This is a genomic window from Marinobacter sp. 1-4A, assembly GCF_016597725.1.
In the GTDB taxonomy this organism is placed as follows: Bacteria; Pseudomonadota; Gammaproteobacteria; order Pseudomonadales; family Oleiphilaceae; genus Marinobacter.
Genome location: NZ_VCGY01000009.1, coordinates 43,823 through 69,859 on the forward strand (window position 1 = coordinate 43,823; position 26,037 = coordinate 69,859).

At 53.5% G+C, this 26,037-nt stretch carries 27 protein-coding genes; 11 read left to right on the forward strand and 16 right to left on the reverse strand.

Features of this window, described 5'->3' with window-relative positions; genetic code table 11:
* Window positions 1-8 precede the first annotated feature (8 nt).
* The 3 genes from FE845_RS16140 (at window position 9) to trmB (ending at window position 2,704) form a co-directional block, all read left to right on the forward strand.
* Window positions 9-263: an accessory factor UbiK family protein gene (locus FE845_RS16140; protein ID WP_200366939.1), complete on the forward strand. Its 255-nt coding sequence runs from the start codon at window positions 9-11 to the stop codon at window positions 261-263.
* A 90-nt stretch (window positions 264-353) separates the two neighbouring features.
* Window positions 354-1,880, forward strand: a complete 1,527-nt coding sequence (locus FE845_RS16145; RefSeq protein WP_200366941.1) for a YifB family Mg chelatase-like AAA ATPase — start codon at window positions 354-356, stop codon at window positions 1,878-1,880.
* 71 nt (window positions 1,881-1,951) lie between these two features.
* The gene (gene trmB / locus FE845_RS16150) at window positions 1,952-2,704 is read left to right on the forward strand and encodes a tRNA (guanosine(46)-N7)-methyltransferase TrmB (RefSeq protein WP_200366943.1); all 753 of its coding nucleotides are present in this window, start codon (window positions 1,952-1,954) and stop codon (window positions 2,702-2,704) included.
* 23 nt (window positions 2,705-2,727) lie between these two features.
* Here the strand turns inward: trmB and FE845_RS16155 are convergent, their stop codons facing one another.
* From FE845_RS16155 to FE845_RS16200, 10 genes are all read right to left on the reverse strand, one after another.
* Window positions 2,728-3,261 carry a hypothetical protein gene (locus FE845_RS16155; RefSeq protein WP_200366945.1) on the reverse strand — a complete coding sequence of 178 codons (534 nt, stop codon included), beginning with the start codon at window positions 3,259-3,261 and terminating at the stop codon, window positions 2,728-2,730.
* Window positions 3,261-4,409 (reverse strand): radical SAM family heme chaperone HemW, encoded by a 1,149-nt coding sequence (hemW, locus tag FE845_RS16160; RefSeq protein WP_320159700.1) that lies wholly within the window; start codon window positions 4,407-4,409, stop codon window positions 3,261-3,263. Before hemW ends, FE845_RS16155 begins: the two co-directional genes overlap by 1 nt.
* 5 nt (window positions 4,410-4,414) lie before the next feature.
* Window positions 4,415-5,014: an RdgB/HAM1 family non-canonical purine NTP pyrophosphatase gene (rdgB, locus tag FE845_RS16165; protein WP_200366947.1), complete on the reverse strand. Its 600-nt coding sequence runs from the start codon at window positions 5,012-5,014 to the stop codon at window positions 4,415-4,417.
* Between the two features lie 7 nt (window positions 5,015-5,021).
* Entirely contained in the window at window positions 5,022-5,477 is a 456-nt protein-coding gene (locus tag FE845_RS16170; protein WP_200367128.1) for a DUF4426 domain-containing protein, read from the reverse strand.
* Between the two features lie 2 nt (window positions 5,478-5,479).
* A complete protein-coding gene (metW, locus tag FE845_RS16175) occupies window positions 5,480-6,082 on the reverse strand; it encodes a methionine biosynthesis protein MetW (protein WP_200366950.1) in 603 nt (200 codons plus the stop codon).
* Entirely contained in the window at window positions 6,079-7,227 is a 1,149-nt protein-coding gene (gene metX, locus FE845_RS16180; RefSeq protein ID WP_200366952.1) for a homoserine O-succinyltransferase MetX, read from the reverse strand. The genes metW and metX overlap by 4 nt, the downstream gene beginning before the upstream one ends.
* A gap of 136 nt (window positions 7,228-7,363) precedes the next feature.
* A complete protein-coding gene (locus FE845_RS16185) occupies window positions 7,364-9,328 on the reverse strand; it encodes a dynamin family protein (RefSeq protein WP_200366954.1) in 1,965 nt (654 codons plus the stop codon).
* A 168-nt stretch (window positions 9,329-9,496) separates the two neighbouring features.
* Complete coding sequence (locus tag FE845_RS16190) at window positions 9,497-10,081, reverse strand: YggT family protein (protein ID WP_200366956.1); 585 nt, start codon at window positions 10,079-10,081, stop codon at window positions 9,497-9,499.
* A gap of 30 nt (window positions 10,082-10,111) precedes the next feature.
* The gene (gene proC / locus FE845_RS16195; protein ID WP_200366958.1) at window positions 10,112-10,945 is read right to left on the reverse strand and encodes a pyrroline-5-carboxylate reductase; all 834 of its coding nucleotides are present in this window, start codon (window positions 10,943-10,945) and stop codon (window positions 10,112-10,114) included.
* A 62-nt stretch (window positions 10,946-11,007) separates the two neighbouring features.
* Window positions 11,008-11,712, reverse strand: coding sequence for a YggS family pyridoxal phosphate-dependent enzyme (locus FE845_RS16200; protein WP_200366961.1), 705 nt, complete (start codon window positions 11,710-11,712; stop codon window positions 11,008-11,010).
* 140 nt (window positions 11,713-11,852) lie between these two features.
* On the opposite strand from FE845_RS16200, the gene FE845_RS16205 reads away from it, so the two are divergent.
* From FE845_RS16205 to FE845_RS16215, 3 genes are all read left to right on the forward strand, one after another.
* Window positions 11,853-12,887, forward strand: a complete 1,035-nt coding sequence (locus tag FE845_RS16205) for a type IV pilus twitching motility protein PilT (protein WP_200366963.1) — start codon at window positions 11,853-11,855, stop codon at window positions 12,885-12,887.
* A 173-nt stretch (window positions 12,888-13,060) separates the two neighbouring features.
* Entirely contained in the window at window positions 13,061-14,182 is a 1,122-nt protein-coding gene (locus FE845_RS16210; protein ID WP_200366965.1) for a PilT/PilU family type 4a pilus ATPase, read from the forward strand.
* A 122-nt stretch (window positions 14,183-14,304) separates the two neighbouring features.
* Entirely contained in the window at window positions 14,305-15,726 is a 1,422-nt protein-coding gene (locus FE845_RS16215) for an OmpP1/FadL family transporter (RefSeq protein WP_200366967.1), read from the forward strand.
* A 72-nt stretch (window positions 15,727-15,798) separates the two neighbouring features.
* On the opposite strand, the gene polA is transcribed toward FE845_RS16215, so the two are convergent.
* Window positions 15,799-18,552, reverse strand: coding sequence for a DNA polymerase I (gene polA / locus FE845_RS16220; protein WP_200366969.1), 2,754 nt, complete (start codon window positions 18,550-18,552; stop codon window positions 15,799-15,801).
* Window positions 18,553-18,639: 87 nt separating this feature from the next.
* Here polA and FE845_RS16225 point away from each other — a divergent pair, with 87 nt between their 5' ends.
* Together FE845_RS16225 and FE845_RS16230 are read left to right on the forward strand one after the other, a co-directional pair.
* Window positions 18,640-18,978, forward strand: a complete 339-nt coding sequence (locus FE845_RS16225) for a DUF2782 domain-containing protein (protein WP_200366971.1) — start codon at window positions 18,640-18,642, stop codon at window positions 18,976-18,978.
* 216 nt (window positions 18,979-19,194) lie between these two features.
* A complete protein-coding gene (locus tag FE845_RS16230) occupies window positions 19,195-19,599 on the forward strand; it encodes a hypothetical protein (protein ID WP_200366974.1) in 405 nt (134 codons plus the stop codon).
* Between the two features lie 126 nt (window positions 19,600-19,725).
* Here FE845_RS16230 and FE845_RS16235 read toward each other — a convergent pair whose 3' ends face one another.
* Complete coding sequence (locus tag FE845_RS16235) at window positions 19,726-20,379, reverse strand: DUF4124 domain-containing protein (protein ID WP_200366976.1); 654 nt, start codon at window positions 20,377-20,379, stop codon at window positions 19,726-19,728.
* Between the two features lie 3 nt (window positions 20,380-20,382).
* A complete protein-coding gene (gene pyrE, locus FE845_RS16240; RefSeq protein ID WP_200366978.1) occupies window positions 20,383-21,021 on the reverse strand; it encodes an orotate phosphoribosyltransferase in 639 nt (212 codons plus the stop codon).
* An 81-nt stretch (window positions 21,022-21,102) separates the two neighbouring features.
* Between pyrE and FE845_RS16245 the strand changes: the two genes are divergently transcribed.
* Window positions 21,103-21,909, forward strand: a complete 807-nt coding sequence (locus FE845_RS16245; protein ID WP_200366980.1) for an exodeoxyribonuclease III — start codon at window positions 21,103-21,105, stop codon at window positions 21,907-21,909.
* A 144-nt stretch (window positions 21,910-22,053) separates the two neighbouring features.
* On the opposite strand, the gene rph is transcribed toward FE845_RS16245, so the two are convergent.
* Complete coding sequence (rph, locus tag FE845_RS16250) at window positions 22,054-22,770, reverse strand: ribonuclease PH (protein WP_200366982.1); 717 nt, start codon at window positions 22,768-22,770, stop codon at window positions 22,054-22,056.
* A 20-nt stretch (window positions 22,771-22,790) separates the two neighbouring features.
* On the opposite strand from rph, the gene FE845_RS16255 reads away from it, so the two are divergent.
* Together FE845_RS16255 and FE845_RS16260 are read left to right on the forward strand one after the other, a co-directional pair.
* A complete protein-coding gene (locus tag FE845_RS16255) occupies window positions 22,791-22,952 on the forward strand; it encodes a hypothetical protein (RefSeq protein ID WP_200366984.1) in 162 nt (53 codons plus the stop codon).
* Between the two features lie 36 nt (window positions 22,953-22,988).
* Window positions 22,989-23,855: a YicC/YloC family endoribonuclease gene (locus tag FE845_RS16260; RefSeq protein WP_200366986.1), complete on the forward strand. Its 867-nt coding sequence runs from the start codon at window positions 22,989-22,991 to the stop codon at window positions 23,853-23,855.
* 395 nt (window positions 23,856-24,250) lie between these two features.
* Here the strand turns inward: FE845_RS16260 and FE845_RS16265 are convergent, their stop codons facing one another.
* Window positions 24,251-25,066: an RluA family pseudouridine synthase gene (locus FE845_RS16265; protein WP_200366988.1), complete on the reverse strand. Its 816-nt coding sequence runs from the start codon at window positions 25,064-25,066 to the stop codon at window positions 24,251-24,253.
* Entirely contained in the window at window positions 25,066-25,953 is an 888-nt protein-coding gene (locus FE845_RS16270) for a universal stress protein (protein ID WP_200366991.1), read from the reverse strand. Before FE845_RS16270 ends, FE845_RS16265 begins: the two co-directional genes overlap by 1 nt.
* Window positions 25,954-26,037: the final 84 nt, after the last annotated feature.

Genomic DNA, 26,037 nt, shown 5'->3' on the forward strand with positions numbered 1-26,037 from the left:
GGTGATGAGTGAAAGGTCCACAGGATATTTTCGCACAGCTACAAGGTCAGTTTGGGCAATTTGTTCCGGATATGGCCAGAGCGGCCCGGGATGATTTTGAAACTCAGGCCCGCGCGACCGTTATGTCGGTTTTGTCCCGCCTGGAATTAGTAACCCGCGATGAGTTTGATGCCCAACAAGCGGTGCTTATGAAAACCCGCGAAAAGGTAGAAGCATTGGAGAAAAGAGTTGCTGAGCTGGAGAAAGCTACGAAAGCCCAGTAAAGCAGAGACATTCACCGGCAGGATGCCGGAGTCCGGCTTGCCGATGTGTTTCGGCTTGCCGCAGCCATTCAAAAACCATGGAAGGTTATTATGCTTGCCGTTGTCCATTCCCGCGCCAGTATTGGCGTTTCCGCCCCCGAAGTTACCGTTGAGGTTCACCTCTCCGGAGGACTACCTGCTCTAACGATTGTTGGCTTGGCAGAAACCGGAGTGCGCGAGAGCCGTGAACGGGTACGAAGCGCGTTGTTGAATGCGGGCTTTGAGTTTCCTGCCCGCCGGATAACCATAAATCTTGCGCCTGCGGACTTGCCCAAAGAGGGCGGTCGATTCGATTTGCCCATTGCCCTGGGTATTCTTGCAGCCTCCGGGCAAATCCCTGCGGAAAGCCTTGTCTCCTGTGAATTCCTTGGCGAACTCTCCCTCGATGGCGCGTTGCGCCCGTTAAAAGGCGTGTTGCCCGCCGTGCTGGCTGCACGCAACGCGGGGCGTCACCTGCTGGTACCCACTGAAAATGCGGAAGAGGCAGCGCTGGCGAGTCAGGATGATGTGCTCGCGGCAGGCCATATATTGGCCGTTTGTGAGCATCTTTGCAGGCGGGCGCGGCTGGTGCCCGTGGCTCGTACAAAGCCTAAGCCAGCAGCGACCAAAGGCGTGCCAGATCTTGCAGACGTGCGTGGGCAGAGCGTGCCTCGGCGCGCATTGGAGGTAGCAGCGGCCGGAGTTCATAATTTGCTATTTTTCGGCCCTCCAGGTACCGGGAAAAGCATGCTGGCCAGCCGGTTACCGGGGATCTTACCGGATTTGAGTGACGACCATGCCATGGAAGTGGCCAGTGTGCATTCGGTCGCCGGGTTGCGGGTAGGAGAAGGTGGTTGGCGCCAACCTCCCTTTAGATCTCCCCATCACACGGCTTCTGCTGTGGCACTGGTAGGTGGGGGTAGTAGCCCAAGGCCAGGCGAGATCTCGCTGGCCCACCGCGGTGTACTTTTTCTTGATGAGCTACCCGAGTTTGAGCGCCGAGTTCTAGAAGTACTGCGTGAGCCTATGGAAACTGGCGAAATTTCGATCAGCCGGGCTGCCCGACAGGTCACTTTTCCAGCACGATTTCAGGTTATCGGGGCTATGAATCCCTGCCCCTGCGGTTACAGCGGGCACCCAACCATTGAATGCCAGTGCACGCCCCAGCAGGTGATGCGCTACCGCTCGAAAATTTCTGGCCCGCTGCTGGATAGGTTCGATTTGCATGTGGAAGTGCCGGTCCAAAGCGGCGATGTGTTGATGCGCTCTGGTGATGATGGTGAACCCAGCGCAGTGGTGAGGGAACGCGTAGCGCGTGCCAGAGAACGTCAGGCCCGGCGCGGATGTGTTAATGCCATTTTATCAGGCCGCGAGTTACAGGAAGCCTGCAGCCTTGAGCGCTCCAGCGAAAAGCTGCTTTCTGGTGCGATGGAAAAGTTAGGGCTTTCAGCCCGTGCGCTACATCGAATACTGCGCGTTGCTCGCACTCTGGCAGATCTTGATGGGTCTGAAGTGGTTACACAGCCGCATTTGATGGAGGCGCTCGGGTACCGACAGTTTGATCGCCAAACAGGTAAGAGTTCGGTGGTATCCGCCTGATTCATTTTACTCTGGTAAACTGTCTGCAAACTCCGTTAACAAGACCCGCAGGCCGGGGTTAAGGATTGCAGATGACTGACCAGAAAGAACCGCACGATCTTGGTGATGAAAACCAATCGAAGCAAAGCGACAGCGATTCGCCCATTACCACGCGCCGTGGCGTTCGTAGCTTTGTGCTTCGCCAAGGGCGCATGACCGAGGGCCAGAAAAAAGCCTTTGAGCGTAGTTGGCCGAAGTTTGGTCTTAGCCGTGAAGACGGCATGATTGATCCGCGGCAGGTGTTTGGCCGGGATGCCATGCTTAACCTTGAGATCGGTTTCGGCATGGGTCGCTCGCTGGCGGAGATGGCAGAAGCTGCGCCGGAGCAGGATTTTATCGGTGTGGAAGTGCACCTACCTGGCGTAGGGGCCTTACTGAAAGACATTGAGGAGCGTGGACTGGAGAACGTTCGCGTGTACAACATAGATGCGAACGATGTGATTGATTTGTGCCTGCCAGATGCCTGCTTGGATCAGGTGATGGTTTTCTTTCCGGACCCTTGGCACAAAAAGAAGCATCACAAGCGCCGGCTGGTGCAGCCAGAGTTTGTTCAGCGTATTCGCCATAAACTGAGGGTAGGGGGTATTCTGCACCTGGCCACAGACTGGGAAAACTACGCAGAGCACATGATGGAGGTAATGGGCGAGGCTGAAGGGTTTGCCAACACTCAACAACCGGGCGAATACTCACCACGGCCTGATTATCGTCCGATTACCAAGTTTGAAAAACGTGGCGAAAATCTTGGCCACGGAGTGTGGGATTTATTGTTTCACCGCACTAACTAAGCGTCTTCACGCCATTGTGATGATCACCCCGGTGCCAGTGGATGGCGCCGGGCTGCCCGTATAATCACCAAACCTGCAATGCCGAGTGTCAGGGCGGTAAACTTGGCCAGCGCGCTGATGGCGGCCGCAAGGCTTAGGGTATCAGTGGGCGTTTCCAGATTGTTCAGCAACAATAGGTTTTCCGTTATATCGGCCGCAGCGGCGGCGATAAACAGCGTGCGAACCCAGCGTGCTGCCGTGCGCTCACGAACGCCGGGCCGGTCAACGGTACAGTGCCGGGTGAGCAGTATCAGGGTGAGGCAGTAAACCGGAATAAACAGGAAATCCAGCCACAGGGAGAGCTTAGCCCAGTACAAGCCTTCGCTACTCCAACTTTGTACGATAGCAAGTGATTGCTCTGCGCTTCCCGCCAGTTGGAAACTAACGATTCCTTGATTCGCTGCTGCCGTTTTTAGCGGCTGGTTAATCAACACCAACGCTGCCAGTAACACCACCGTTGCAATGAGGCAGGCTTTCAGGCTTTTGGGAAAAGCCGGTAGTCCTTTTTCCGTGTCCATTACAGAAAACGCTCCAACAGGCTGTTCAGGAACCTTTGCCCCAGTGCGGTTGCCTGGAGGCGGTCACTGACCAAGAGTTTATCGTCACGCAGACTCTCAAGTTGTACCGCAACGGATGACAGGGGTAAACCCGTGCGTTCGTAAAAAAGGCTTTCAGCCACCCCTTTTCTTAGCCGTAATACGTTCATTAGGAACTCCAGAGGGAGTTCTTTTGCATCAATACTAGCGCTACCGGCGGTCCGGCTACCAATGCGGTTGAGGTAGGCCTCTGGCTGCCGTGTTTTCCAGTAGCGTTTGATTTCGCCAGCAGGAAGGCTGACTTTTCCATGACCACCCGCTCCTAGCGCCAAATAATCTCCAAACGTCCAGTAATTAAGGTTGTGTCTTGAGGCCTTGCCCTCTTGGCACCACGCAGATACCTCATAGTCAGTGAAGCCGTGTTGGTGCAGATAGTCGCTACCTTGCTGGGCAATATCCCAAAGCAACTCGTCTTCTGGCAAGTCTGGTGGCCTGCTGTAAAACTCAGTGTTGGGCTCCAGAGTCAACTGGTACCACGACAAGTGCGGCGGTTTGTGGCTCATTGCCGTCGTTAGATCCTCAAGGGCCTGGTCGGGGGTCTGGCCGGGAAGGCCGTGCATTAAATCCAGATTGAAATTATCAAAGCCCGCTTTTTTGGCGCTCTCAATAGCCCTGTGTGCGGCTGCGCTGTCGTGAATGCGGCCGAGTGCTTTCAAGTGGGCTGGATTAAAACTCTGCACACCAATAGACAAGCGGTTGATGCCAGCGTTTCGGAAGGCTTCAAATCGGCCTTCTTCCAAAGTGCCGGGATTGGCCTCCAGAGTGATTTCCGCATCGTCTGCAAACGCTAGCCGTTCCCTAAGGCCTCGAAAGAGCTTGTGGTAAAAGTCGCCGCTCATCAGTGACGGGGTTCCACCACCAATAAACACTGTTTCAACGGTGCGCCCGGATGCAAGCGCCAGATCCTGATCCATATCTTCGAGCAGAGCGCTCAGATAAGCGGGTTCGGGGATGTCGTTCTCGAGGGCGTGGGAATTAAAATCGCAGTACGGACATTTGCGCACGCACCAAGGTACATGGATATACAAGCTCAGAGGCGGCTTAACCGGCTCTGGTGTGCGGTTAATCACAGGGTTTAGGCCTCTGCCTTGAGCTGATCCATAAGCAGTGCCAAGGCTCGGCCCCGGTGGCTGATCTGGTTTTTTTCGTTTCGGGTCAGCTCAGAGGCGCTGCAGTTCTTTTCGGGGCAGAGAAAGATTGGATCATAGCCAAACCCGCCATCGCCTTGTGGTGCCCGGAGAATTGTGCCCGGCCAGCGCCCGTGGCAAATAATGGGAGTTGGATCCTCGGCGTGGCGTAGATACACCAACACACAGTGAAATTGAGCGCTGCGTTGTCCGTCAGGCACATCTGCCATGGCTTCCAAAAGCGCGTTCAGGTTATCAAGGTCGGACGCGCCAGCCCCAGCGTATCTTGCCGAGCGAACCCCGGGAGCACCGTTTAGCGCGTCGACGGCCAGACCGCTGTCGTCAGCCAATGCTGGCAAGCCGGTTTCCCGAGCCGCGTGGCGCGCTTTTAGGATGGCATTCTCTACAAAGGTGACCGCTGGCTCTTCGGCTTCGCCAACACCCAGATCGCCTTGCGGCACAGGAACAAGGTTCAGTGGCGCAAGAAGTTGGGTAAATTCGCTAATTTTGCCTTTGTTGTTGCTGGCAATAACAAGTTGTTCGGGCATAGTCCGCTCAGTCACTGAAAAGAGTGTGGACGAACCGAACCGGCAGTTCTTCCCGGTGCCCGGTAGGGCGAGCCGTAACATTGAAGGTCATCAGTTCACCAGACGCGTATTGGTATTGCGCAATAAAGTAGACGGAATCGCCTTCCTGTATTCTGCGAAAGGCTAGAAATTTCACCTGCTGTATGTCGTTGGAAACCTGACCTTCCACTTGACCCGCTACAGGCTTTATCACGCCGTTTTCATCTTCTTGCATCACGGAAATATTGACGATGCCAATGCCTTTGCTGCGCTGGAGGTTATTGGCTTTTGCAATGTCGGCGGTCAAGAATGTGCTGGGGAATACGCTCCATTGTACCTGATAGTCACCGAAGTCCTCGGAGCCAGCATGGGCAGGAAGGCTTGCTAGGACAGCAAACAAGGCAGCTGCAGCCATTACAAACAGGTTGTTTAGGGCTTTGTTCATCATTACGTGTTCTCCCGAGTGATGCGATAGATTGCGATCTCGCCCAATAGGTTTGGCCAGAGGCGGGCCAGCCAATTATTTTGGTGCTGACCGTCTACGACACGACGGCTTTTGATGCGAATACCTTTTTGTCGGCACAAAGCTTCGAAATCCTTAAAGGTACACAGCCTTATATTGGGCGTGTTGTACCATTTATACGGCAAGGAGTCAGATTCGGGCATGCGGCCGCTAAGCGCGAGGCCCCAACGCAAGCGCCAGTGTGCGAAGTTGGGGAAGGTAACTATGCCTTCTGCCCCGAGCCTCAGCATTTCGTCGAGCACTTTGTCTGGCCGACGTACCGCCTGCAGCGCTTGTGTCATCAGCACAATGTCGAAGCTGTTGTCTTCAAAGTTGTCCAGTCCTTGAGTATCGAGATTCTGCTCGATCACCGAGACCCCGCGATTCATGCAGGTGGTTATGTGGTCGGGATTAATTTCCAAACCAAACCCGCTGGCATTGCGCTCACGCTTGAGAAAATCGAGGAGAGTGCCGTCGCCGCAGCCAAGGTCGAGCACATGATGCCCCGGTTTTACCCACTGCTGGATGATTTCAAGATCCGCCCTCATGCGCCCACCTCTCTGGCAACACGGTCCATGTATGCGGTAAAGATATCAGTATACCGCGGGGTGGGAATCAGAAACGCATCGTGCCCCCAAGGCGCATCAATTTCCGCATAGCTCACTTTTCTGCGCGCTGCGATCATGGCGTTCACCATCTCCTCAGAGCGGGCTGGTGTAAAGCGCCAGTCCGTGCTGAACGACAGTACCAAAAACTCGCAACTGGCTTTGGCAAGGGCCTTGGAGAGATCGCCGCCAAATTCATAAGCCGGGTCGAAATAGTCCAGTGCACGTGTCATCAGCAGGTAAGTATTGGCATCGAAAACTTCAGAGAAACGCTCGCCTTGGTAGCGCAGGTAGCTTTCAACTTGGAACTCAGCATCGTAACCAAACTTGTAGGCTTGATCCCTTAGTTCCCGGCCAAACTTCTCACCCATGGATGCGTCTGAAAGATAGGTGATATGGCCGACCATTCGCGCCAGCATGAGGCCGCGACGGGGTAGGGTATCAAAATCATAGTATCGGCCATCGTGGAACTCCCGGTCGGAGGTGATGGCCTGTCGTGCCACTTCATTGAAGGCGATGTTCTGAGCCGTTAGCCGGGGGCTGGAGGCTATGGCGACCGAGTGCCTCAGGCGTTCCGGGTAGTCCAGGCTCCACTGTAAGGCCTGCATCCCGCCTAGAGATCCACCCACAACGGCAGCCCAGCATTCGATGCCGAGGCGATCTGCCAGCAGCGCCTGACTTTTTACCCAGTCGCTAACCGTCACTACAGGAAAGTCCGGGCCGTATGGTGTGCCGGTGGCAGGGTTGGTTGAGCTGGGGCCAGTGCTGCCGTGACAACCTCCCAGATTGTTAAGACAAACCACGAAAAAACGATTTGTATCAACAGGCTTGCCAGGGCCGATGCATGTGTCCCACCAGCCTGGCTTTCGGTCGTCCATGGAATGGTAACCGGCTGCGTGATGATGACCACTCAGCGCGTGACAGATGAGTACGGCGTTGCTGCGATCAGTGTTGAGTTCGCCATAGGTTTCAACCACCAAATCATAGCGCTCAAGTGCTTGTCCACACGCGAGTTCGATGGGTGTTTCAAAATGATACGTCTGCGGGGTGACTACCCCGACAGAATCCACAGGCAGGGAATCGGGCATCGGCGCGACAGGTTCCTGGTTCGATCCGTTGGTAACAGCTTGGCTGGTCAGGGCAAAAAGCCTATACCAGCAAAGCAGTTTAAAGGCGGGCTATCATAGCTGCAACCGACAGGCTGTATGATGGCTTAACGGGCGGCTAGATTACACCGGAGATATTGACCACTTTTTGCTGAATCATGGTCGGAGCCGGCTTGCGGATTTGTCTTTGCATAGCATCCGCCAGTTCCAGTTGTCGGCGCAGGTCAGAGATGCTGTTGGCCAGTCGCTCACGCTCGACACGGCTGTCGCGATCATTTCTTACCATATCTCGGAGGCGCCGAATCTGGTGCTCCAGCAGCTGCTTCTGTTCCATGGAATACTGCATGATGGGTAGAAGCGCTTCAGAGGGCCAGCGCTCTACATCCTGACGCACGCGGGTGTGCAGGGTTCTGGCTTCGCTAACCATCACATTGAAAAAGCGTTGAACCAGCACAGACTGCTCGGTAAGCAGGTTTTTAGGGTTGGCGCGGAAACGTCGGGCTTTTTTGCGCAACTCCCTTACGGCGATTACATGACGGCCGGCACGCAGCGGAATAGGCTCAAGGTGCCGGGCGCGGGTATCTTCGTTGTAACGTCGATAAATGGCTCCCACCATTTTTTCGGCAAGACGCCCCTCACTGAGCAGGTTGGTGAAATCACTCTCAAGCAACTCGAAAAACTGTTCCATGGCACTGTTCATGCCCGATGTCGTCCAGCTTTTCGTCATGTTTTTGCGAATTTCTTCGGCATGAGCCTCAAATCTCGCTTCATCCACCAGCTTTTTCAGTATTTCGCCCTGCGAATCCATCAGTCTGCGACTTGAGCGCAGTGTAATCAGCTTTTTGTAGTAGAAGTCGTAGTCTTTTTGGGAGCGGTCTGCCAATCGGGTAAGCGCTGCTTTGTCCATGGTGCTGCCGGAGCAGGCGCTAAACTCTTCTTCAAGAGATTCCAGCCGGGTTTGCATGGCCGCCTGACTGTTCTGCAGCATGCCGAGTAGATCGTTGATCAGGCTTTGGGTGATCAACTGCTCTTTGTGCATCAGAATGCGCTGAATAATCAGCTGTTCAAGATTGCCGATGTTGGATCGGGCGAACAGGTCCTGATCTTTTCGAACTCTTGCTACCAGCCCTTGTTTGGCAGACAGCGGGATAACATCTTGTTGGCGAATGCCAAGGTGGTCAGCGGTATAGCCTCGCACTCGCTCAATGGCTTCGTTCGTATGCTTTTCGCCTTGTAGGTCACCCCAAAGCACGTCAATTTTGTTCAGTACCGCAAATCGGCCTGCGCGGTGGTCGGCGTGCTCAATATCGATATAGTCTTTCCAAATAGTCATATCGCTGGCTGTAACGCCAGTGTCCGCACTAAGCACAAAAATAATGGCATGGGCCTGTGGCAACATGCTGATGGTCAGCTCAGGCTCGGAACCGAGAGCATTCAACCCCGGCGTATCGAGAATTCTCAGGCCGCGCTCAAAAAGTGGATGGCGAATGCTAATCTGGGCATTACGCCAAGCCGGGATTAGAACCTGACTGGGGTTATTACGGTCATGCTCCAGCATGTTTTGATCAAAGCCCAGAGCACGGGCTTCTGCCGGGGAAACACTTTTCACCCGTGCGACTTCACCCAAAACCTCGCGCATGACTTCAGGGTCGCGCTCGTCCAGCTCGTGCTTTACCCAGCGTTGCGGTTGTTTGCGTAGCTCCTGCAGCGACAAATCTCCGGTACGGGTTTCGATGGGGAGCAATAGGAGGTAGTTTTCGTTGGCACTGCGGTCAAAAAACAGTTCCGTGGGGCACATGGTTGTGCGCCCAGCCTGAGAAGGCAGCATGCGCTGGCCGAAATCAGAGAAGAATAAAGCGTTGATGAGTTCCGTTTTGCCACGGGAATATTCACCGACAAACGCAATGGTGAGCTCATCTTCGATAAGAAGCTCAAGCCCGTGGCGGATGCGCGCACTTATGTCGTCAGAGAATAGATTGTTATCCTGAAGCCACAGCCGGTAACGACCGATTTGGCGAATCAGCTCTTTTTTCCAGTTGTGGTAGGCCTCTACCTGCTGGGTCAAGTTTCCCTGAAGACTCATCGGGTTTTCCTTTTGCACGACTTCCGGCATTTCCCGGGCAATTAGCCCGGGATTCGCACGACGGACGAATTAATTACTGTTAATACTAACCCGTTCCCGATTTTTTTGCGGCCTCTTGTTCCGGCTTTTTGTGGAAAACTGTTACAAATTGTCTAATTGAGACCTGATTTACATTCCTAGCCCAATAGCGCCAAGGCCAACAGCCACTTTCATGTGCTCAATCACAACGGAAATAACATTCAAAATAAGGAAAACGATAATGGGTGACAGGTCTAACCCTCCCATGGACGGCATCAATTTGCGCACCGGGCGCATCACCGGCTCCGTAATCTGCGCGACCAGCTGAATCGCCGGGTGTCCGCTACCGGGAGCAATCCAGCTAACCACGACCACTGCGATAACAGACCAGAAGTAGATCTTTACGATCAAGTCCAGAACGTTCAGTACAGCCCATACCAGCAGGGTGAGCGGATTGAACGAAGGAATGCCGCCGTTTAAGGCTACGAGAATCAAAAAGAAGGTGATGGCTTGAATAATAACTGCAAGCACCAGAGCGGCACCGTCAATTCCACCCCAGCCGGGAATAACCCGTCGTAAAGGCCTTAATAGAGGGTTTGTTGCTTTGACCGCGAACTGGGAAATCGGGTTGTAAAAGTCTGCCCGGGCCAATTGCAGCAAAAAACGCAACAGTATTATGGTCATGTAAAACGTGGACACGATCAGCAGGATCGTAATCAGTATGTCTGCCAGCATGTAGCCAATTCTCCGTTGTCAGTGACTGTTTTACTCTTTACCTGCCAGTTCTTTGGCCATTTCTTCCGAGCGTTTGTAGGCTGCGTTATAGGCTTTTTTCACCAGTTCGCGCATTCCGCCTTCTTCAAAGGTATTCACTGCCTGTTCTGTTGTGCCACCCGGAGACATAACATTCTTTTTCAGATGCGCTGGGTTATGTTCACTTTTGGCAGCCATCTCGGCGGCGCCCGCCATGGTTTGAATGGCTAGTTGTCGGGCGGTTGCGGGGTTTACGCCTGCATCCGTGGCTGCGGCTTCAAGTGCTTCAAGCATCAAAAAGAAATAGGCCGGGCCGCTGCCGGAAAGCGCAGTAACACCATGCAGCAGAGCTTCATCTTCCACCCAAACAGCCATCCCGATACCTTCGAAAACGGATTGCACCATTTTTTTCTGGGCGCTGGTCACGCTCTCGCTGGCAAATAATCCGGCGGCGCCCTTGCCAACTAAAGACGGTGTGTTGGGCATTACCCGTACAATTGGTAAGCCACCACCAAGCCAGTCATCAAGCGTGTCAGCGCCAAGCCCTGCGGCAATGGACACCATCAACGGGCGGGTATTTTGGGCGATAGGAGCTATGTCGCGACATACGTCCGCCATTGCCTGAGGCTTTACTGCCAGAACAACCATGTCGGCTTGTTGAGCGCAATAGCGGTTGTCTGTTGTTACGCTGATCCCAAAACGTTTGCGGATAGATTGCAGGTGGCTGTCGTCTGGCGCGCTGGCCCAAATGCTGCTGGCTTTAAAACCGCTGTCCAGCATGCCGCCGATGATGGCGCTGGCCATGTTACCGGCACCGATAAACGAAATGGTTGGTGATTTGCTCAAGGTTTGCTCCAACGGTTGTTCGGTTATACGTCCGGCACAGATAATAGCAGGTACCGGTCTGTTCAGCTCTTAGGCGAGCGCTCACCAAAAACGGCCGTGCCAATGCGGACCCAGGTGGCGCCCTCTGCAATGGCCATTTCGAGGTCGCCGGACATGCCCATCGATAAGGTGTCTAAAGGACCGGCCTGCGGATAATCCTGCCTGAGCTTTTTCAGTGCATTGGCAAGCTTGCGAAAGCTTTCCCTCAGGGCCGACTCTGCTTGCTCCGGATCGGGTATTGCCATAAGCCCTCTGAGCGTGAGCCCGGGTAGCTGGCTTATTTCCTCGATCAGCGTTGGCAGTTCATCTGGCTGGCACCCGGATTTGCTCTGTTCATTGTTAATATTGACCTGAAGGCAAATATTCAATGGGGGCAAGCCGGTTTCTCTTTGCTCACTCAAGCGTCGAGCTACTTTTAGACGATCAACGCTGTGAACCCAAGAGAAAGCCGAGGCGATTTGCCGGGTTTTATTGGATTGAATCGGGCCAATAAAGTGCCAGTCGATTTCCGTAAGATCGCTAAGTGTCTCAATTTTTCCCAGAGCCTCTTGCAGGTAGTTTTCCCCAAATGCTCGCTGGCCTGCAGCCACTGCCTCCCTTAGCTCTTCAGCCGAGCGGGTTTTACTGACAGCTAGAAGGCTCACAGAGCCGGGTTCACGGCCTGCCTGCAATGTTGCTTTTTGTATGCGTCGGGTTACGCTCCCGAGGTTGTCTGCTATGCTGCTCATAGTATGAAATAGTCGCGTTTGGTCTGCCCATTCTATGGCGACACGTTACTCGCAGGTCACTGAAATGCCAAGTGATCAGAGTATGGTTATGCCAGATAGGCGCTACCTGTATAAAAGAATAAAGCCTTCCGAGGACTTCTATGGATATTACTGAACTGCTTGCCTTCTCGGCGAAACAGGGTGCGTCTGACTTGCACCTCTCCGCCGGCCTGCCCCCGATGATCCGTGTTGATGGCGATGTTCGCCGAATCAATCTTCCGCCCCTGGAGCATAAAGAAGTTCATGGGCTGATCTACGACATCATGAACGACAAGCAGCGCAAGGACTACGAGGAATTTCTGGAAACCGACTTTTCTTTCGAAGTGCCTGGTGTCGCCCGCTTCCGTGTGAACGCGTTTAACCAGAACCGGGGCGCTGGTGCTGTTTTTCGGACGATCCCCTCGAAAGTGCTGACAATGGACGACCTTGGCATGGGCCAGGTGTTCAAGGATATTGCGTCGGTGCCACGTGGTCTTGTTCTTGTAACCGGGCCAACCGGTTCCGGTAAGTCCACCACGCTGGCTGCGATGGTGGATTACATCAACGATACTCGCTATGAGCATATTCTGACGGTAGAAGACCCGATCGAATTTGTGCACGACTCCAAGAAGTGCCTCGTGAACCAGCGGGAAGTGCATCGCGATACGCTGGGCTTTAATGAGGCGCTGCGCTCCGCGCTACGGGAAGACCCCGACATTATTCTGGTAGGTGAGTTGCGAGATCTGGAAACCATTCGCCTGGCGCTCACTGCGGCAGAAACGGGGCACTTGGTCTTCGGGACCCTGCACACTACCTCGGCAGCAAAAACCATCGACAGGGTTGTGGACGTATTCCCGGCGCAGGAGAAGTCCATGGTGCGGTCCATGCTTTCCGAGTCGTTGCAGGCGGTCATTTCCCAGACTCTGATGAAGAAAATGGGTGGCGGGCGAATTGCCGCACACGAGATCATGATTGGGACGTCTGCGATCCGTAACCTGATCCGTGAGGACAAAATTGCCCAGATGTACTCGTCCATTCAAACGGGTGGTTCGCTGGGCATGCAGACTCTGGATCAGTGTCTTGAGCGTTTGCTGCAGAAGGGCCTGATTTCTCGGGACGCTGCACGACTCAAGGCGAAAATGCCGGACAATTTTTGATATCGAGCTTTGGGAAAGGAGAGGGCTGGCAAGGTGTGCAGGGACACGCCGTAAGTGCGTCCTTGTAGGCTTGACGGCAGCATCCATGCTGCCGACAGTCCCTGCACACCTTACCACCCCTCTCCCTTCAGCTTGAGCCGATGCTTCACATAGAAAGATCATAGGTAAATAAAATGGAATTCGAAAAACTGCTTCGTCTGATGGTTGAAAAAGGAGGTTCAGATCTCTTTATTACGGCCGGTGTTCCGCCCAGCATGAAAGTGAACGGTAAAGTATTGCCGGTCACCAAAAATGCCCTAACACCGGAGCAGACGAGGGAGTTTGTATACGGCGCGATGTCTGAAAAACAGCGGGCCGAGTTTGAAGAAACCCATGAGTGTAACTTTGCGATCAGTGCTCGAGGCATTGGGCGCTTTCGGGTGAGTGCCTTCTTTCAACGTAACCTGTGTGGCATGGTGCTGCGGCGGATTGAAGTGAAAATCCCCCAAATTGACGATTTGGCGCTTCCTGAGATTACCAAAGAACTGGCGATGACCAAACGCGGTCTCATCATATTTGTCGGGGCCACGGGCACCGGTAAATCAACGTCGTTGGCTGCCATGCTGGGGCACCGCAACCGCAACAGTCGCGGTCATATTATTTCCATTGAAGACCCCATTGAGTTTGTACATCAACACCAAGGCTGTATTGTTACGCAGCGAGAAGTGGGGATCGATACAGAGAGCTTTGAAGTAGCGTTGAAAAACACCTTACGCCAAGCCCCCGACGTTATTTTGATTGGTGAGGTTCGTACACGGCAAACCATGGAGTATTCAGTTCAGTTTGCCGAAACTGGCCACCTGTGCCTTGCAACGCTGCACGCCAATAATGCTAACCAAGCACTGGACCGGATTATCCAGTTTTTCCCGCCAGAACAGCACAACCAAATCTGGATGGACCTCTCTCTCAACCTGAAGGCTATCGTAGCGCAGCAGTTGATTCCTACGCCCGATGGCAAAGGTCGGAAGGCTGTTATTGAGGTTCTGATTAACACCCCGTTGGTTGCGGACCTGATTCGCAAGGGCGAAGTGCACAAGCTCAAAGAGCTGATGACCAAGTCTACCGAATCCGGTATGCGGACGTTCGACCAAGCACTCTACGAACTATATGCCGAAGGCTCCATCACATACGAAGATGCACTGGCACACGCCGACTCGGCTAATGACCTGCGCTTGATGATCAAATTGGGAACGGATGCTCAGGGGGCAGATAGGCTGTCGTCTTCGGTGGACAAGCTGACCATTCAAGATGACTGACAGCCCAGAGTCGCCTCAGGTTATGAACGATTAGTATTTGAAAATAATAGGTTTAGCATTTGAGGCTGTTGACCGCTGCTGCGTATACTCCCGCCATCAACCTAATAGGAGACACTGCTTTTATGAGATCCTCACTGCTTACCCGTGCTATCCGGCTGGCCACCTTGGCTGCAGTAGCTGCACCAGCCAGCGTTTTTGCTGGCGGTTTTTCTCTGAATGAGCAAAGTGCAAGTGCTATGGGCGTTGCGAACGCCGGAGCTGTTGCAAACCCGGAAAACGCGACCACCGTAATGTTCAACCCGGCTGGAATGAGTCAGCTCAAGGGTACAAATATCTCGTTTGGTGCGGCTGTTCTGGACATTAAGGCTGAGGCTAAAAGCGCCAGTGCTACGAATACACTAGGTGGTCCCGTAAGTGGGGGAACTGGCGGTGATATTGCAGATCCAGCTTTTCTTCCCAATCTGTATCTGACCCATCAAGTTAACGATTCTATAGACGTCGGCCTTGGCATTCATGCGCCTTATGGTTTGGCTGCAGACTATGAGAATGATTTCGTAGGTCGCTATTTCGCGGATAAAACCGAGTTGACAGTTATTTCGTTTTCACCGGCAGTTTCTGTGAATAACGGACAGGGTCTCTCCATGGGTATTGGCTTGAACGTGATGTACGCTGAAGGACGTTTGACCAAATATCAGGATATTCGCGGTGCGTTGGTGCAACAAGTTGGCCCAGCACAGGCAGGCCCGTTGGCGGATGCGTATGAAGCGCAATTCGGAGCCCCATACGCGGATATAGAAGGGGACGATATTGCCGTAACTTTCCGCGCAGGCTTCCTATATGAGTTGTCCCCAAGAACTCAGTTTGGTCTGACAGCCCAGACAGGTACTGAGTTTGAGCTGAAAGGGGATGTCGAAATCAGCAATTTCCCTGCTCCTAGTGCCCAATCACCAATTGGCATAGCTCCGACAACCCTGACGGAAGATGTGCGTGTGCCTCTGGCAATCCCCGAGAGCATAACGCTGGGTGCGCGGCACCAGTTGAATGATTCATTCACGCTTCTTGCCGGTGCCAGCTATTCCAGATGGAGTCGCTTTGAGGAGCTGGATATTATTAGCCGTGAAGGCGGAGCAGGCCAGGTTTCCAGCGTAACTGGCAGCGAAATCATTACGCACATCACGGAAAAGTGGAAAAACACTTGGCAGTTTAATGTTGGCTCGATCTGGCAGGTAACCCCGGAATGGGCGTTGAAGGCCGGTTATGCATGGGACGAGTCGCCTGTGGATAATTACGTGACTGCACGTATTCCATCGAGTGATCGTCACTGGCTGACTTTGGGTGGCCAGTGGAAGAGCGCCAATAACGGCTGGGCGGTTGATGCCGCTGTTGGCACATTGCTGTTTACAGATGACCCTAAGGTTGATGAATACTCTTACCTTCATGCTGCACCAAGCCAGAAGGATCCATCGGCTGGTGCGTCCAACTATAAAGGCGAGTACGAGTTAAGTGCCTGGAGCGCTTCGCTGCAAGTCAGCAAAGCCTTCTAAACCTTCGGTGTTGACGTTGGTTTAGCTATTAATAAAGCGCCCGGCTGAGGTCCCTCACCGGGCGCTTTCTATTTAGTGGGCTTGATCCCAGTTGTCGCCGACGCCCGCTTCTACCAGAAGCGGCACAGCAAGCTGCGCTGCGCCGGACATGCGTTTAATTAGCCCCTCGCGAATTTCGTCTACGGCGTCTTCTTTGACTTCAAGAATCAATTCATCGTGTACTTGCATAGTCATGCGGGCTGTATTTGCATGGTCTGCAAGCAGCCAGTTCTCCACCTCAATCATCGCCAACTTGATAATGTCGGCGGCCGTGCCTTGCATGGGTGCGTTGATGGCTGTGCGCTCGGCGGCCTGCTGCAGTTGCTTGTTGCGCGCGTTGATTTCGGGCAGGTAAAGGCGGCGGCCAAAAAGGGTTTCAACAAAACCATCGTCATGGGCCTGTTTTCGGATGTTGTCCATATAGCGTAATACGCCGGGATAGCGCTCGAAATATCGGTCTATGTACTGTTGCGCGACCTTGCGCTCAACATCCAGTTGGCGGGCAAGCCCGAAGGCTGACATGCCGTAAATCAAACCGAAGTTAATTGCCTTGGCACTGCGACGCTGATCACTGCTCACCTCGCTTAAGGTGACACCGAATACTTCCGCTGCTGTTGCTTTATGGATGTCTTCACCTTTTTCAAAAGCCGTTAGTAGACCCTTATCCCCAGATAAGTGCGCCATGATTCGGAGTTCAATCTGGGAATAGTCTGCCGCCAAGAGCTTGTAACCTTTCTCGGCAATGAATGCCTGACGAATGCGGCGGCCCTGCTCGGTGCGGATAGGTATATTTTGTAGATTGGGCTCAGAGGAGCTTAACCGGCCGGTGGCGGTTACGGCTTGGTGGTAAGAGGTATGCACGCGGCCAGTGCGATGGTGGATAAGCTCTGGCAGGGTGTCGGTGTAAGTGGACTTGAGCTTGCTCAGGCTCCGGTGTTCCAGAATCAGTCTGGGTAGCTCGTGTTCATGAGCCAGTTCCTGCAACACTGGCTCCGCAGTAGACGGTGCCCCCTTGGGCGTTTTCTTGATGACCGGCAGCCCCATCTTTTCGTAAAAAATGACCTGTAGTTGCTTGGGCGAACCAAGGTTGAAGTTCTCGCCAGCTACTTGATGAGCCTCTTTTTCCAGCTCGGCCATGCGCTCTGCCAGTTCCTGACTGTGCTGGCGTAGAGTGCTTGCATTGATTAACGTACCGCGCTGCTCCATGCGGGACAATACCGGCACCAAAGGCAGGTCTATGTCTTCATAAACTGATTGCAGTTTGCCAACCTCTGCCAGTTGCGGGCGCAGAACCTGATGCAGGCGTAAGGTAATGTCGGCATCTTCGGCCGCGTAAGGGCCGGCTTTCTCAAGATCCAACTGGTTGAAGGTAAGTTGTTTGGCACCTTTACCGGCAATGGATTCAAACGTGATGGTTTCCACTCCCAGATAGTTTCGGGCGAGAGTGTCCATGTCATGGCGGGACGATACCGAGTTCAGTACATAAGACTCCACCATGGTGTCTTCAGCGATGCCTTCCAGGCAGATATCGTGGTTTGCCAGCACGTTTTTGTCGTACTTAAGGTTTTGGCCAACTTTCTTTAGATTCGCGTCTTCCAGCAGGGGCTTGAGCTGGGCCAGAACGTCGTCGCGATCAAGTTGCTCCGGTGCGCCCATATAGTCATGACCAAAAGGCACATAAGCGGCTTCGCCCGCTTCAATGGCAAAAGAGACGCCAACCACTTCGGCACTCATATAGCGCAGGCTTGTTGTTTCCGTGTCAAAGGCGAATAAATCGGATTGTTCAAGTCTTGCGACCCACTCATCCAGCTCTTTCTGGTCGGTGATTACGCTGTAGCGCTTCTCTTTGGGGGCTGGTGCCGGTGCCGCTGTGTCGCTTTGGTTGTCTGAGTTTTCATGCTTGTTTTCTGTGGCGGCTTCCGAAGCTTTGGCTTCTAGCTCAGCCGTCCAGCCACGCAGTTCATATTCCCGGAAAAGCGCCAATAGATCCTCGTCATTCTGTTGTCTCTCTTGCAGGTCTTCCAGGCCGAAATCCAGTTCAACATCCATTTTGATGGTGGCCAATTCGCGGCTCAGCGGCAGGCTCTCTATGGCTTCTCGTAGGTACTCGCCAATCTTGCCTTTGATCTCGCCAGCGTGTTCCATTACCCCGTCTAGACTGTCGTAGGCTTCCAGCCACTTTACTGCGGTTTTGGGACCGCATTTATTGACGCCCGGAATGTTGTCCACCTTGTCCCCAACCAATGCCAAATAATCAATGATCTGGTCGGGGCGAACACCAAACTTTTCGACCACGCCATCCCAGTCCATGTGGGTTTCAGTCATGGTGTTGATCAAGGTTACATGGTCGCTAACCAACTGAGCCATATCCTTATCGCCAGTTGAAACCACTACATCAATGCCCTTGCTGGTGGCTTCGTTGGCCAGCGTGCCAATAACATCGTCTGCCTCCACGCCTTCCACAATCAGCAGGGGCAAGCCCATAGCTTTTACCATCTGATGGATTGGCTCAATCTGTATGGCGAGATCTTCCGGCATAGGCGGCCGGTTAGCTTTATAGTCTTCGTACAAATCGTGGCGGAAGGTTTTGCCCTTGGCATCGAACACCACTACCAGTTTGGAACCGGGAAAATCCTGTTCCAAGCGCCGGATCATTGCGATAACGCCCTTGATGGCGCCAGTGGGATGGTTTTTGCTGGTGGTTAACGGCGGAAGTGCATGATAAGCACGGAATAAATAGGACGATCCGTCCACAAGCACCACGGGTGGGGTCTTTTGTTCAGTCATGTCAGCAGGAGTCCGGATTGTGATTGAAGCTAGGGTTGGCTTATGCAACTCTGTACTTAATTTGATGATCAAAAGGGTATCACGAAAATGAAACGAATCGCCTGCTCCGCATTTCTGCTTGTCTACGGCATTGGCCCTGCAATGGCACAGGGTAGCGGCGCTCTAGATGAGGCTGTTGTTGAAACGCCTAAAGAGCCGGTTGTGGTGTCTGACTACCAGCCTTCCAGTGCTGGCCCACAGATTGTTATTCGGCCGGGCGACGATGAAGTGTTCTACGAGTATCGGGTGAACGGGCAACTTGTGGAGATTAAAGTGGTGCCGGAAGTGGGGCTTGAATACTATCTGGTACCTGCAGATGGCGGCGGCTGGATACGTGAGACCGATTCCGACATGCTGGTTCCGAGCTGGATTTTGTTTCGTTGGTGAGTGTAAGTCAGTGCTTGGGCTGAGCCGCAGAATTGTCTATATGTAGAGTGCGGGTGCTTTTCGCTTTTAGTATGAACATTCTAATTTTTCTCCGTAACCTTGGATACAGAATCAGAGAGAGGCGTTTACCTTCGCGCTGATTAAGCAGGCCAAACCGCGATCAGTAGCAGTGAGGGGAAGGTCTGAAACAACTTCCGTAAACCAAGGAGAATTGACATGGGTAAACTTAAAACTTATCAGCAGCAGCTTCAGGAAATCGTAGAAAAGGGCATCAACGCAGCTGAAGAGCAGCAGAAGAAGCTTGCGGCCAAGCCGTTCGACTACGCAGAAAAAATCGAGTCTGAAGCTCGTGAGTACAGCGTCAAGACTCTGCGCAAGCGTTACAACGGTTACAGCGACAGCCTTTTTGGTCAGTTGCGCACTCTGAACAGCCGTTTCGGCAACTTTGCTGGCGATCTTGTAGCCAAGCTTGAGAAAGAAGCGGCTGAAGGTGCAGATGCCGTTTCCGAAGCAGCAGACGACGTGTCTGAAGCAGCTCAAGATGCAAAGAAGTCTGTAACAGCTAAGAAGCCAGCAGCTAGCAAGTCCGCTGCAAAGAAGAAAACAACTGCATCAGCCTAATTTAAGCTGAAGTGGTGAGCCCGGCACAGAGCTTGTGCCGGCGCTGAAGCAAGGGGGTGCCAAGTTTGGATTTGGTGCCCTTTTTTGTTTGAGAGCTGTACCTCTGACGGTTCTGATTGCAGCGTATTACTCAGAAGGGTTGGCGGGTTCCAGTGATAGTGTGCGGGTCTCTCCGGTGACCTCTTCCAGACGTTTGATGTCTTTCTCGTACGTCTGTTTCAGAGACTCAATTTCTTGAGCTTGCCACGAAATCTCCCGCTCAATATCGCGAATTTGGGATTCAAGACGGCGTATTTTTTCTAGGGTTGCATCCGGTATTTTCTGGCCCGTGCGTTCCATATTCGCTGCACGGCTTTGCTCGCTATCCAGTTGGCTGGATATAACAGAGATATTGCCCCGCTTGAGTTGAATCAGCCCTTGCAGTTCGCCCAGTTTGCGGTGCATGGCCTTGATGGCTTGATCCGGATGACTGAAGCGTTTCAAAAGCCGCGTGTCTTTTTCGCGCTGAATAGCAAGCTCTTCCTGACGTTGCTTTTCGGCCTCGCGCGCGGCAATTTCTTCGTCTGTTGGTGCTGGGGGAATGACTTCAACCACGCGCCCGTTTGAATTGAGGATGTCGTAGCCGCGTTTCGTCGCTGGTTGAGGGATGGTATTGCTGATTACGACTCGGCCTTCTTCGTCCGTGTAGCGGTACATGCCAGCCTCTGCTTGGGTTGTTATGCCCAGCGAAAGCGAGAGTGCAGTGGCAGCAGCTGAAAATACGGTAAGGCGCTTGTGCATCAGTCAGACTCCGTAGCGTTCCCGGTAGCTGGCAACCTTGGCGGCATGGCCAGAAAACTCCGGGTTGGTTTTAAGATAGTCTAAAACCTGTTCCAGGCGGATAATACTGACCACCGGAATGCCAAATTCGCTTTCTACTTCCTGTATTGCGGAAAGCTCGCCATTGCCTCGCTCCTGTCTGTCCAGAGCGATCAATACACCGGCAGGCTCGGCACCCGAGGCGCGAATAAGGTCGATGGATTCGCGAATGGCTGTGCCTGCTGTAATGACATCATCAACGATTAGCACTTTACCTTGCAACGGGGCACCAACAATATTACCGCCTTCACCGTGATCTTTCTTTTCTTTGCGGTTAAAGGCAAATGGCTTGCTGTTGCCCTCTTTGGCTAGCGCCATAGCTGTCACGGTTGCCAGCGGAATGCCCTTATAGGCAGGTCCGAATATAATGTCATAATCGAGACCGCTGCGGTCGATGGCGGCCGCGTAGGCTTGGCTGAGCTGCAATAGGTCGTCTCCGGCGTTAAAAAGCCCGGCATTGAAGAAGTATGGGCTAGTGCGACCGGATTTGAGTGTAAAGTCACCAAAACGAAGTACATTGCGACGGATGGCGAATTCGATAAATTTTTGCTGATAGTCGTGCATGGCAAGGCTTCTGGCGGGTGTGGATCTTTTAATAACGCGTAAAAACGGTATCATACACACAAACCGAATCAGGGAACACGTATGCGGGTAGTATCAATCAGCGTCAACGGTCTTGCTCAGGCTGTTGAGAAAGGTTTCTTCGACTGGCTGGCCGAGCAGGATGCAGACGTTGTCTGTGTTCAGGATCACCGTATGCGTGCCTATGAGATTGAAGATAACAATCTCATCCCAGAAGGGTATGAAGCCTATTTCATTGATGGCGAAAAAAATGAGGACGGCGGTGTAGGAATTTACACACGGCATTTCCCTAAAGCCATTATGTACGGGTTTGCGAATGAGTCGGCGGATCGTGAAGGGCGTTTCATTCAGGCCGATTTTGACAAGGTTTCGGTTGCCTCGGTATTGGCTCCCTGCGCTCTTGGGCGTGAGGAGGAGTTGATCAGCGAGGATGACTTGACGGTGCTCGACCATAAAGATGACTTTATGGATGCTTTTGGTCTGCATATGCAGAAAACCCTTCGTAAGCGTCGCCAGTTTATTTTTGGGGCGAACCTGCAGTCGGCCCATCATGTGACGGATGCGAGCCCGCTTTATCACAAGTTTGATTTTTCAGGGTTTTTGCCTCACGAGCGTGCCTGGTTGGATCGCTTATTTGATGAAATGGGCTGCGTGGATGCGTTTCGTGATATCAATAAGCAGAGCAATCAATTCACTTGGTGGCCGGAGCAGACTGAGGGTTCGCGAAAGAAGGCGGGGATTCGGGTGGATTATCAGTTGATGACACCGGGTATTCGCAAGACCATCAAAGATGGCTGGATTGATAGCACTACCCGTTTTTCGGATCACGCTCCGGTGATTATGGATTACGATATAGAGATTGGTTTGTAATTATCTGGGGAAGCGCCTGAGCAACGGCACCTCCCCAGACACGCTGCGAGTACATCCTTGTACGCTTGTTTCCGGCCATCCTTGGCCTCCAACAGTCTGGGGAGGTGCCGTTGCTCAGGCGCCCAGACTTGGGAGTTGCCTTTCCTAGCCCTCCAGTGCTTCTTTCTGCAGTACAAACAGCTTCTCAATGCCCTGTTTGGCCAGAGCCAGCATGCTATCCAGTTCTTCCTGAACAAACGGCGCAGCTTCAGCCGTTCCTTGGATTTCGATGAAGCCACCCTGATCGGTCATGATCACGTTCATGTCGGTTTCAGCTTCGGAGTCTTCCGGGTAGTCAAGATCAACCACTGGCGTTCCTTTGTAAATGCCGACAGATACGGCTGCAATCATTTGCTTCAGGGGTGACTTCTTGAGGCGTTTTGTTTCAACCAAGTGGTTTAGGGCGTCTACCAAAGCCACGCAACCGCCAGTGATGGCTGCGGTGCGGGTGCCGCCGTCGGCCTGAATCACGTCACAATCTATGGTGATCGTGTGTTCACCCAGAGCTTTCATGTCGACAGCAGCTCGCAGGGAGCGGCCGATCAAGCGTTGGATTTCGACGGTGCGGCCGCCTTGTTTACCACGTGCGGCTTCGCGGCCCATGCGGCTGCCGGTTGAACGGGGCAGCATTCCGTATTCTGCGGTAATCCAGCCCTGACCTTCACCGCGTAGGAAAGGAGGTACTTTGTTTTCCACAGAAGCAGTGCAGATGACTTTGGTGTCCCCGAATTCCACCAGCACGGAGCCTTCGGCGTGGCGCGTGTAGTTTCGGGTAATGCGAATGTCTCTAGGCTGTTCTGGCGTTCTGCCGCTTGGACGCATAGTGATTCCTGATCGATTATATGAGTGTCCGGGTGCGTGGCTCCCGGTCGGATTGGCGTTTGGAAGCCGCGAAGTGTAACACGTTGGGCGCAGGTACCGGTGAGCCGGTAACGGCGGGTGTGTTGTTTGCGGTGGTGGTCGCGGCAAGTGATCGCGGCCTGTTAGACTCGGGCTATGCATAGAATGATCGCGCCCACTAACAAAAGCTGGAGCTCCCTATGATTAAAAGTATGACGGCCTTTGCCCGCAAGGATGTTCAAGATAATCAGGTAACCTTGACCTGCGAGATTCGTACCGTCAATCACCGGTATCTGGAACCCTCCTTTCGGTTGCCAGACGCCTTGCGAGAGCTTGAAAACCCGTTTCGGGAAGAGCTCCGAAAGCAGTTGAAGCGAGGCAAGGTGGATGTGTCGATTCGTTTGCAGTCTGCTGAGTCGGGTGTTTCAGGCTTTGAGATTAACGAGGATGTAGCCCATGCAGTCAACGAGGCTGCAAACCATGTTAATCGGATGTTGGACAACCCGGCGCATATCAATGCCTTAGATATTCTGCGTTGGCCCGGCGTCCTGTCGGTGCCAGAACAAGACTACAGCTCGGCGCGGGAAGCTGGCCTGAGCCTGTTCAAGCAAACGGTTGCGGAGTTGACCGTTGTTCGTGAGCGGGAAGGCGAGCGTTTGCGCCCATTATTTGACGAGCGGCTAGCACAGATGAAAGCCTTGGTAGCGACCGTTCGCGAGGGGATGCCCGGGTTATTAAAAGCACAGGAAGAACACATTCGTGAGCGCTTTCAAAAGGCCAGAGTGGAGTTGGACCCAGAGCGGGTGGCCCAGGAAATGATCATGCTGGCACAAAAATGCGATGTGGCAGAAGAGTTAGACCGGCTTGACGCACATATCAATGAGGTGGCAGACACCCTCAAGCGCGATGAGGCCATTGGCCGCCGGCTGGATTTTCTGATGCAGGAGCTGAACCGGGAAGCCAACACCCTAAGCAGCAAAAGCATTGATGCTGGTGTAACCCGTGCGGCGGTTGATCTGAAGGTGCTGATAGAGCAGGTTCGTGAGCAGGTGCAGAATATCGAGTGACCAAATTTGGAAGGATGGTGTTGAGCAATAGCTCTTTCACTGCTGGCCTGCCGTAACCCGGTGAATTAATTGCTCTGCGGTGGGGGCCAGTTCCATTAACAAGCTGCCGGTAGCGCTTGTTCTCAAGTGCTTGTGCGAGCCTATCAAGGAGGCGGACACGGTAACCGACCTCAGTCTTCATAATTTTATGCCCAGTCTAGACGTCCCGCCTCTGTTTTCGCCGCTTAATACTATTTGGTGTGCTGGCCATCGACTTGTGTCAGGGGATAGGCATCGATTGGTGCAGCGTGGCCGCGAAGCACAAAGGTGTCAGTTACAAACTTTGTTTGGAGTCGCCCGGCCAGATATCACCACAGGGGTGCAGGTCTCAGTTAGCTAATAGCGACAAAAGGAGCTTACGTGCCTAGACGGCTGAACTCCTCCGGCAATTCCAGCCTTAACCGCTGGCGGCTAAGAGGGCAGTCAAACTCAAGGCCGGCAGCGAGTAATTGCAGTGGAACTCGGGCAGGCTTGCCGTACAGCCGGTCGCCAATAATGGGATGACCAATGCCCTGCAAGTGTTTGCGGATTTGGTGTTTTCGGCCTGTCTCGATAATCACTTGCAGAAGGCTGGTTTCAGCGGCTTCATCGGTGCGTAGCGTGGTTGCGCGACTGATGGCGGCTTTGCCGTCAACCGGTGTGTCGATTAGCTGGTTTTGAGTATTAATAATACCGGTGACTCTGGCCAGATAGCGTTTGGCCATGGTGCGCCCGGCAAAGCATTGGGAGAGCGCGCCAGCGGCTTTCGAGTCGTGGGCAATCAGCATGAGCCCGGCAGCATCCCCATCCAACCGGTGGATAAGGAAGCAGGGGCGCTTTAATTCAAGCTCTGCGTGGCGTAGCAGGCTGCAGTGGTCCCCCCACTGCGAGCCCTGAGCCAGCAATCCATGGGGTTTGAACCAAACACTGTAGCGGCTTTTGTCTTCTATTAGAGTTGCGGCTTCTGGTTTGCGGCTCAGAACCTTCTCATCATAATAGAGTTGCAGCCGGGTGCCGGCTTTGAGCTCCTTAGTCGCCCGCCGGAGCCGCACCGTTTTGCCTTTGAGCGTCCACCAGCAGGCCCCCTTGTTCATGGCGTCTTTGATGCGCTGGCGGGGTAGCCCCGATGCCTGGCTCAGGGCGTCACTGGCGGTTTCTGGCTGCTCAGTTGTAACGTCGAATTTTCTGCGCATTACTGGGCGGCATCTCCGGGCTTGATTGCAAGCAAGTCGGTTCTCAGGTGAGTGAGCACCTTCTCGGCGGTGTTGCCAATAACTCGGGCTCTCAGGCCGGTTTTTCCGCTTGTGCCAATGACCACCATGTCGGCTTTCAATTTGCTGGCCACACTGGGGATAACCTTGTGTGCGGGGCCAACAGCCATGTGGACTTGCTCCCGGCTCAAGTGCCAGGTGTTACACAGGTGCGTAATGGCGGGCTCCAATGCGGCTCTGCGTTTTTGTTCATGCTCGGCTACATTGATGATCTCGAGGTCTGCCAACACTTCGGAAATATGCAGTGCATGAACCAAATGCACCTCGCTGCCAAAGGCTTTTGCCAGAGCGCTGGCTTGCTCAATGATCTTTGTATTGAGGGCCTTTTTAACGGGCTTGGTAGAGCTTAAGTCCACCGCTGCCAGAATCGGGTGAGCGTGGTTCCACTTCTGCTCTGCAACCAGCATGACAGGTACCGGGCACTCACGGATCAGGTGCCAATCGGTTGGCGTATACCGCCAAGTCTCGGAGCGGCTACCGGTTTTGATGACAGCCTTGAAACGATTTGGGTGGCAGTGTTCGATTATCCACTGGTGTATGTTTTTTTCCCACACCGTATGTGTGGAGACCTGCAGATCGCCGCACTCTGAAAGAGCCAGCATTTGATCCAGCCAGCGTTGGCGAAGTTCAATTAGGGCATCTCGGGCGCGTTGCTGCACGGCAGGATCCGAGGGTAGAGCGCCAAGGTGTTCATGGGTGAAGGCCACGATTTCCAGATGGGCGCCCGTTGCGCTTGCCAGTTCGATTCCCCGGGCCAGAGCTTTCTGGTGCTTGTGGGCCGGGTCCATGACAATCAGAAGTTTATCCATGTTGCCTTTCCGTCGTTTGCTGAGCTTGAGTTTGGTGCTTCGTGTTTAGCTGCTACATACTCTGATGTTACCAGTTGTCGCGGT

Excerpts from the sequence above, each read along its gene's own strand:
- FE845_RS16225 (WP_200366971.1), top strand. The coding sequence starts at position 18,640 with ATGAAACGAATCGCCTGCTCCGCATTTCTGCTTGTCTACGGCATTGGC.
- metW (WP_200366950.1), bottom strand. The coding sequence starts at position 6,082 with ATGAGGGCGGATCTTGAAATCATCCAGCAGTGGGTAAAACCGGGGCAT.
- rdgB (WP_200366947.1), bottom strand. The coding sequence starts at position 5,014 with ATGCCCGAACAACTTGTTATTGCCAGCAACAACAAAGGCAAAATTAGC.
- FE845_RS16155 (WP_200366945.1), bottom strand. The coding sequence starts at position 3,261 with ATGGACACGGAAAAAGGACTACCGGCTTTTCCCAAAAGCCTGAAAGCC.
- FE845_RS16170 (WP_200367128.1), bottom strand. The coding sequence starts at position 5,477 with ATGAACAAAGCCCTAAACAACCTGTTTGTAATGGCTGCAGCTGCCTTG.
- FE845_RS16230 (WP_200366974.1), top strand. The coding sequence starts at position 19,195 with ATGGGTAAACTTAAAACTTATCAGCAGCAGCTTCAGGAAATCGTAGAA.
- FE845_RS16210 (WP_200366965.1), top strand. The coding sequence starts at position 13,061 with ATGGAATTCGAAAAACTGCTTCGTCTGATGGTTGAAAAAGGAGGTTCA.
- FE845_RS16235 (WP_200366976.1), bottom strand. The coding sequence starts at position 20,379 with ATGCACAAGCGCCTTACCGTATTTTCAGCTGCTGCCACTGCACTCTCG.
- trmB (WP_200366943.1), top strand. The coding sequence starts at position 1,952 with ATGACTGACCAGAAAGAACCGCACGATCTTGGTGATGAAAACCAATCG.
- FE845_RS16205 (WP_200366963.1), top strand. The coding sequence starts at position 11,853 with ATGGATATTACTGAACTGCTTGCCTTCTCGGCGAAACAGGGTGCGTCT.
- FE845_RS16245 (WP_200366980.1), top strand. The coding sequence starts at position 21,103 with ATGCGGGTAGTATCAATCAGCGTCAACGGTCTTGCTCAGGCTGTTGAG.
- FE845_RS16185 (WP_200366954.1), bottom strand. The coding sequence starts at position 9,328 with ATGAGTCTTCAGGGAAACTTGACCCAGCAGGTAGAGGCCTACCACAAC.
- polA (WP_200366969.1), bottom strand. The coding sequence starts at position 18,552 with ATGACTGAACAAAAGACCCCACCCGTGGTGCTTGTGGACGGATCGTCC.
- FE845_RS16215 (WP_200366967.1), top strand. The coding sequence starts at position 14,305 with ATGAGATCCTCACTGCTTACCCGTGCTATCCGGCTGGCCACCTTGGCT.
- FE845_RS16145 (WP_200366941.1), top strand. The coding sequence starts at position 354 with ATGCTTGCCGTTGTCCATTCCCGCGCCAGTATTGGCGTTTCCGCCCCC.
- pyrE (WP_200366978.1), bottom strand. The coding sequence starts at position 21,021 with ATGCACGACTATCAGCAAAAATTTATCGAATTCGCCATCCGTCGCAAT.
- rph (WP_200366982.1), bottom strand. The coding sequence starts at position 22,770 with ATGCGTCCAAGCGGCAGAACGCCAGAACAGCCTAGAGACATTCGCATT.
- FE845_RS16270 (WP_200366991.1), bottom strand. The coding sequence starts at position 25,953 with ATGGATAAACTTCTGATTGTCATGGACCCGGCCCACAAGCACCAGAAA.
- FE845_RS16200 (WP_200366961.1), bottom strand. The coding sequence starts at position 11,712 with ATGAGCAGCATAGCAGACAACCTCGGGAGCGTAACCCGACGCATACAA.
- FE845_RS16260 (WP_200366986.1), top strand. The coding sequence starts at position 22,989 with ATGATTAAAAGTATGACGGCCTTTGCCCGCAAGGATGTTCAAGATAAT.
- FE845_RS16190 (WP_200366956.1), bottom strand. The coding sequence starts at position 10,081 with ATGCTGGCAGACATACTGATTACGATCCTGCTGATCGTGTCCACGTTT.
- FE845_RS16255 (WP_200366984.1), top strand. The coding sequence starts at position 22,791 with ATGAGTGTCCGGGTGCGTGGCTCCCGGTCGGATTGGCGTTTGGAAGCC.
- metX (WP_200366952.1), bottom strand. The coding sequence starts at position 7,227 with ATGCCCGATTCCCTGCCTGTGGATTCTGTCGGGGTAGTCACCCCGCAG.
- FE845_RS16265 (WP_200366988.1), bottom strand. The coding sequence starts at position 25,066 with ATGCGCAGAAAATTCGACGTTACAACTGAGCAGCCAGAAACCGCCAGT.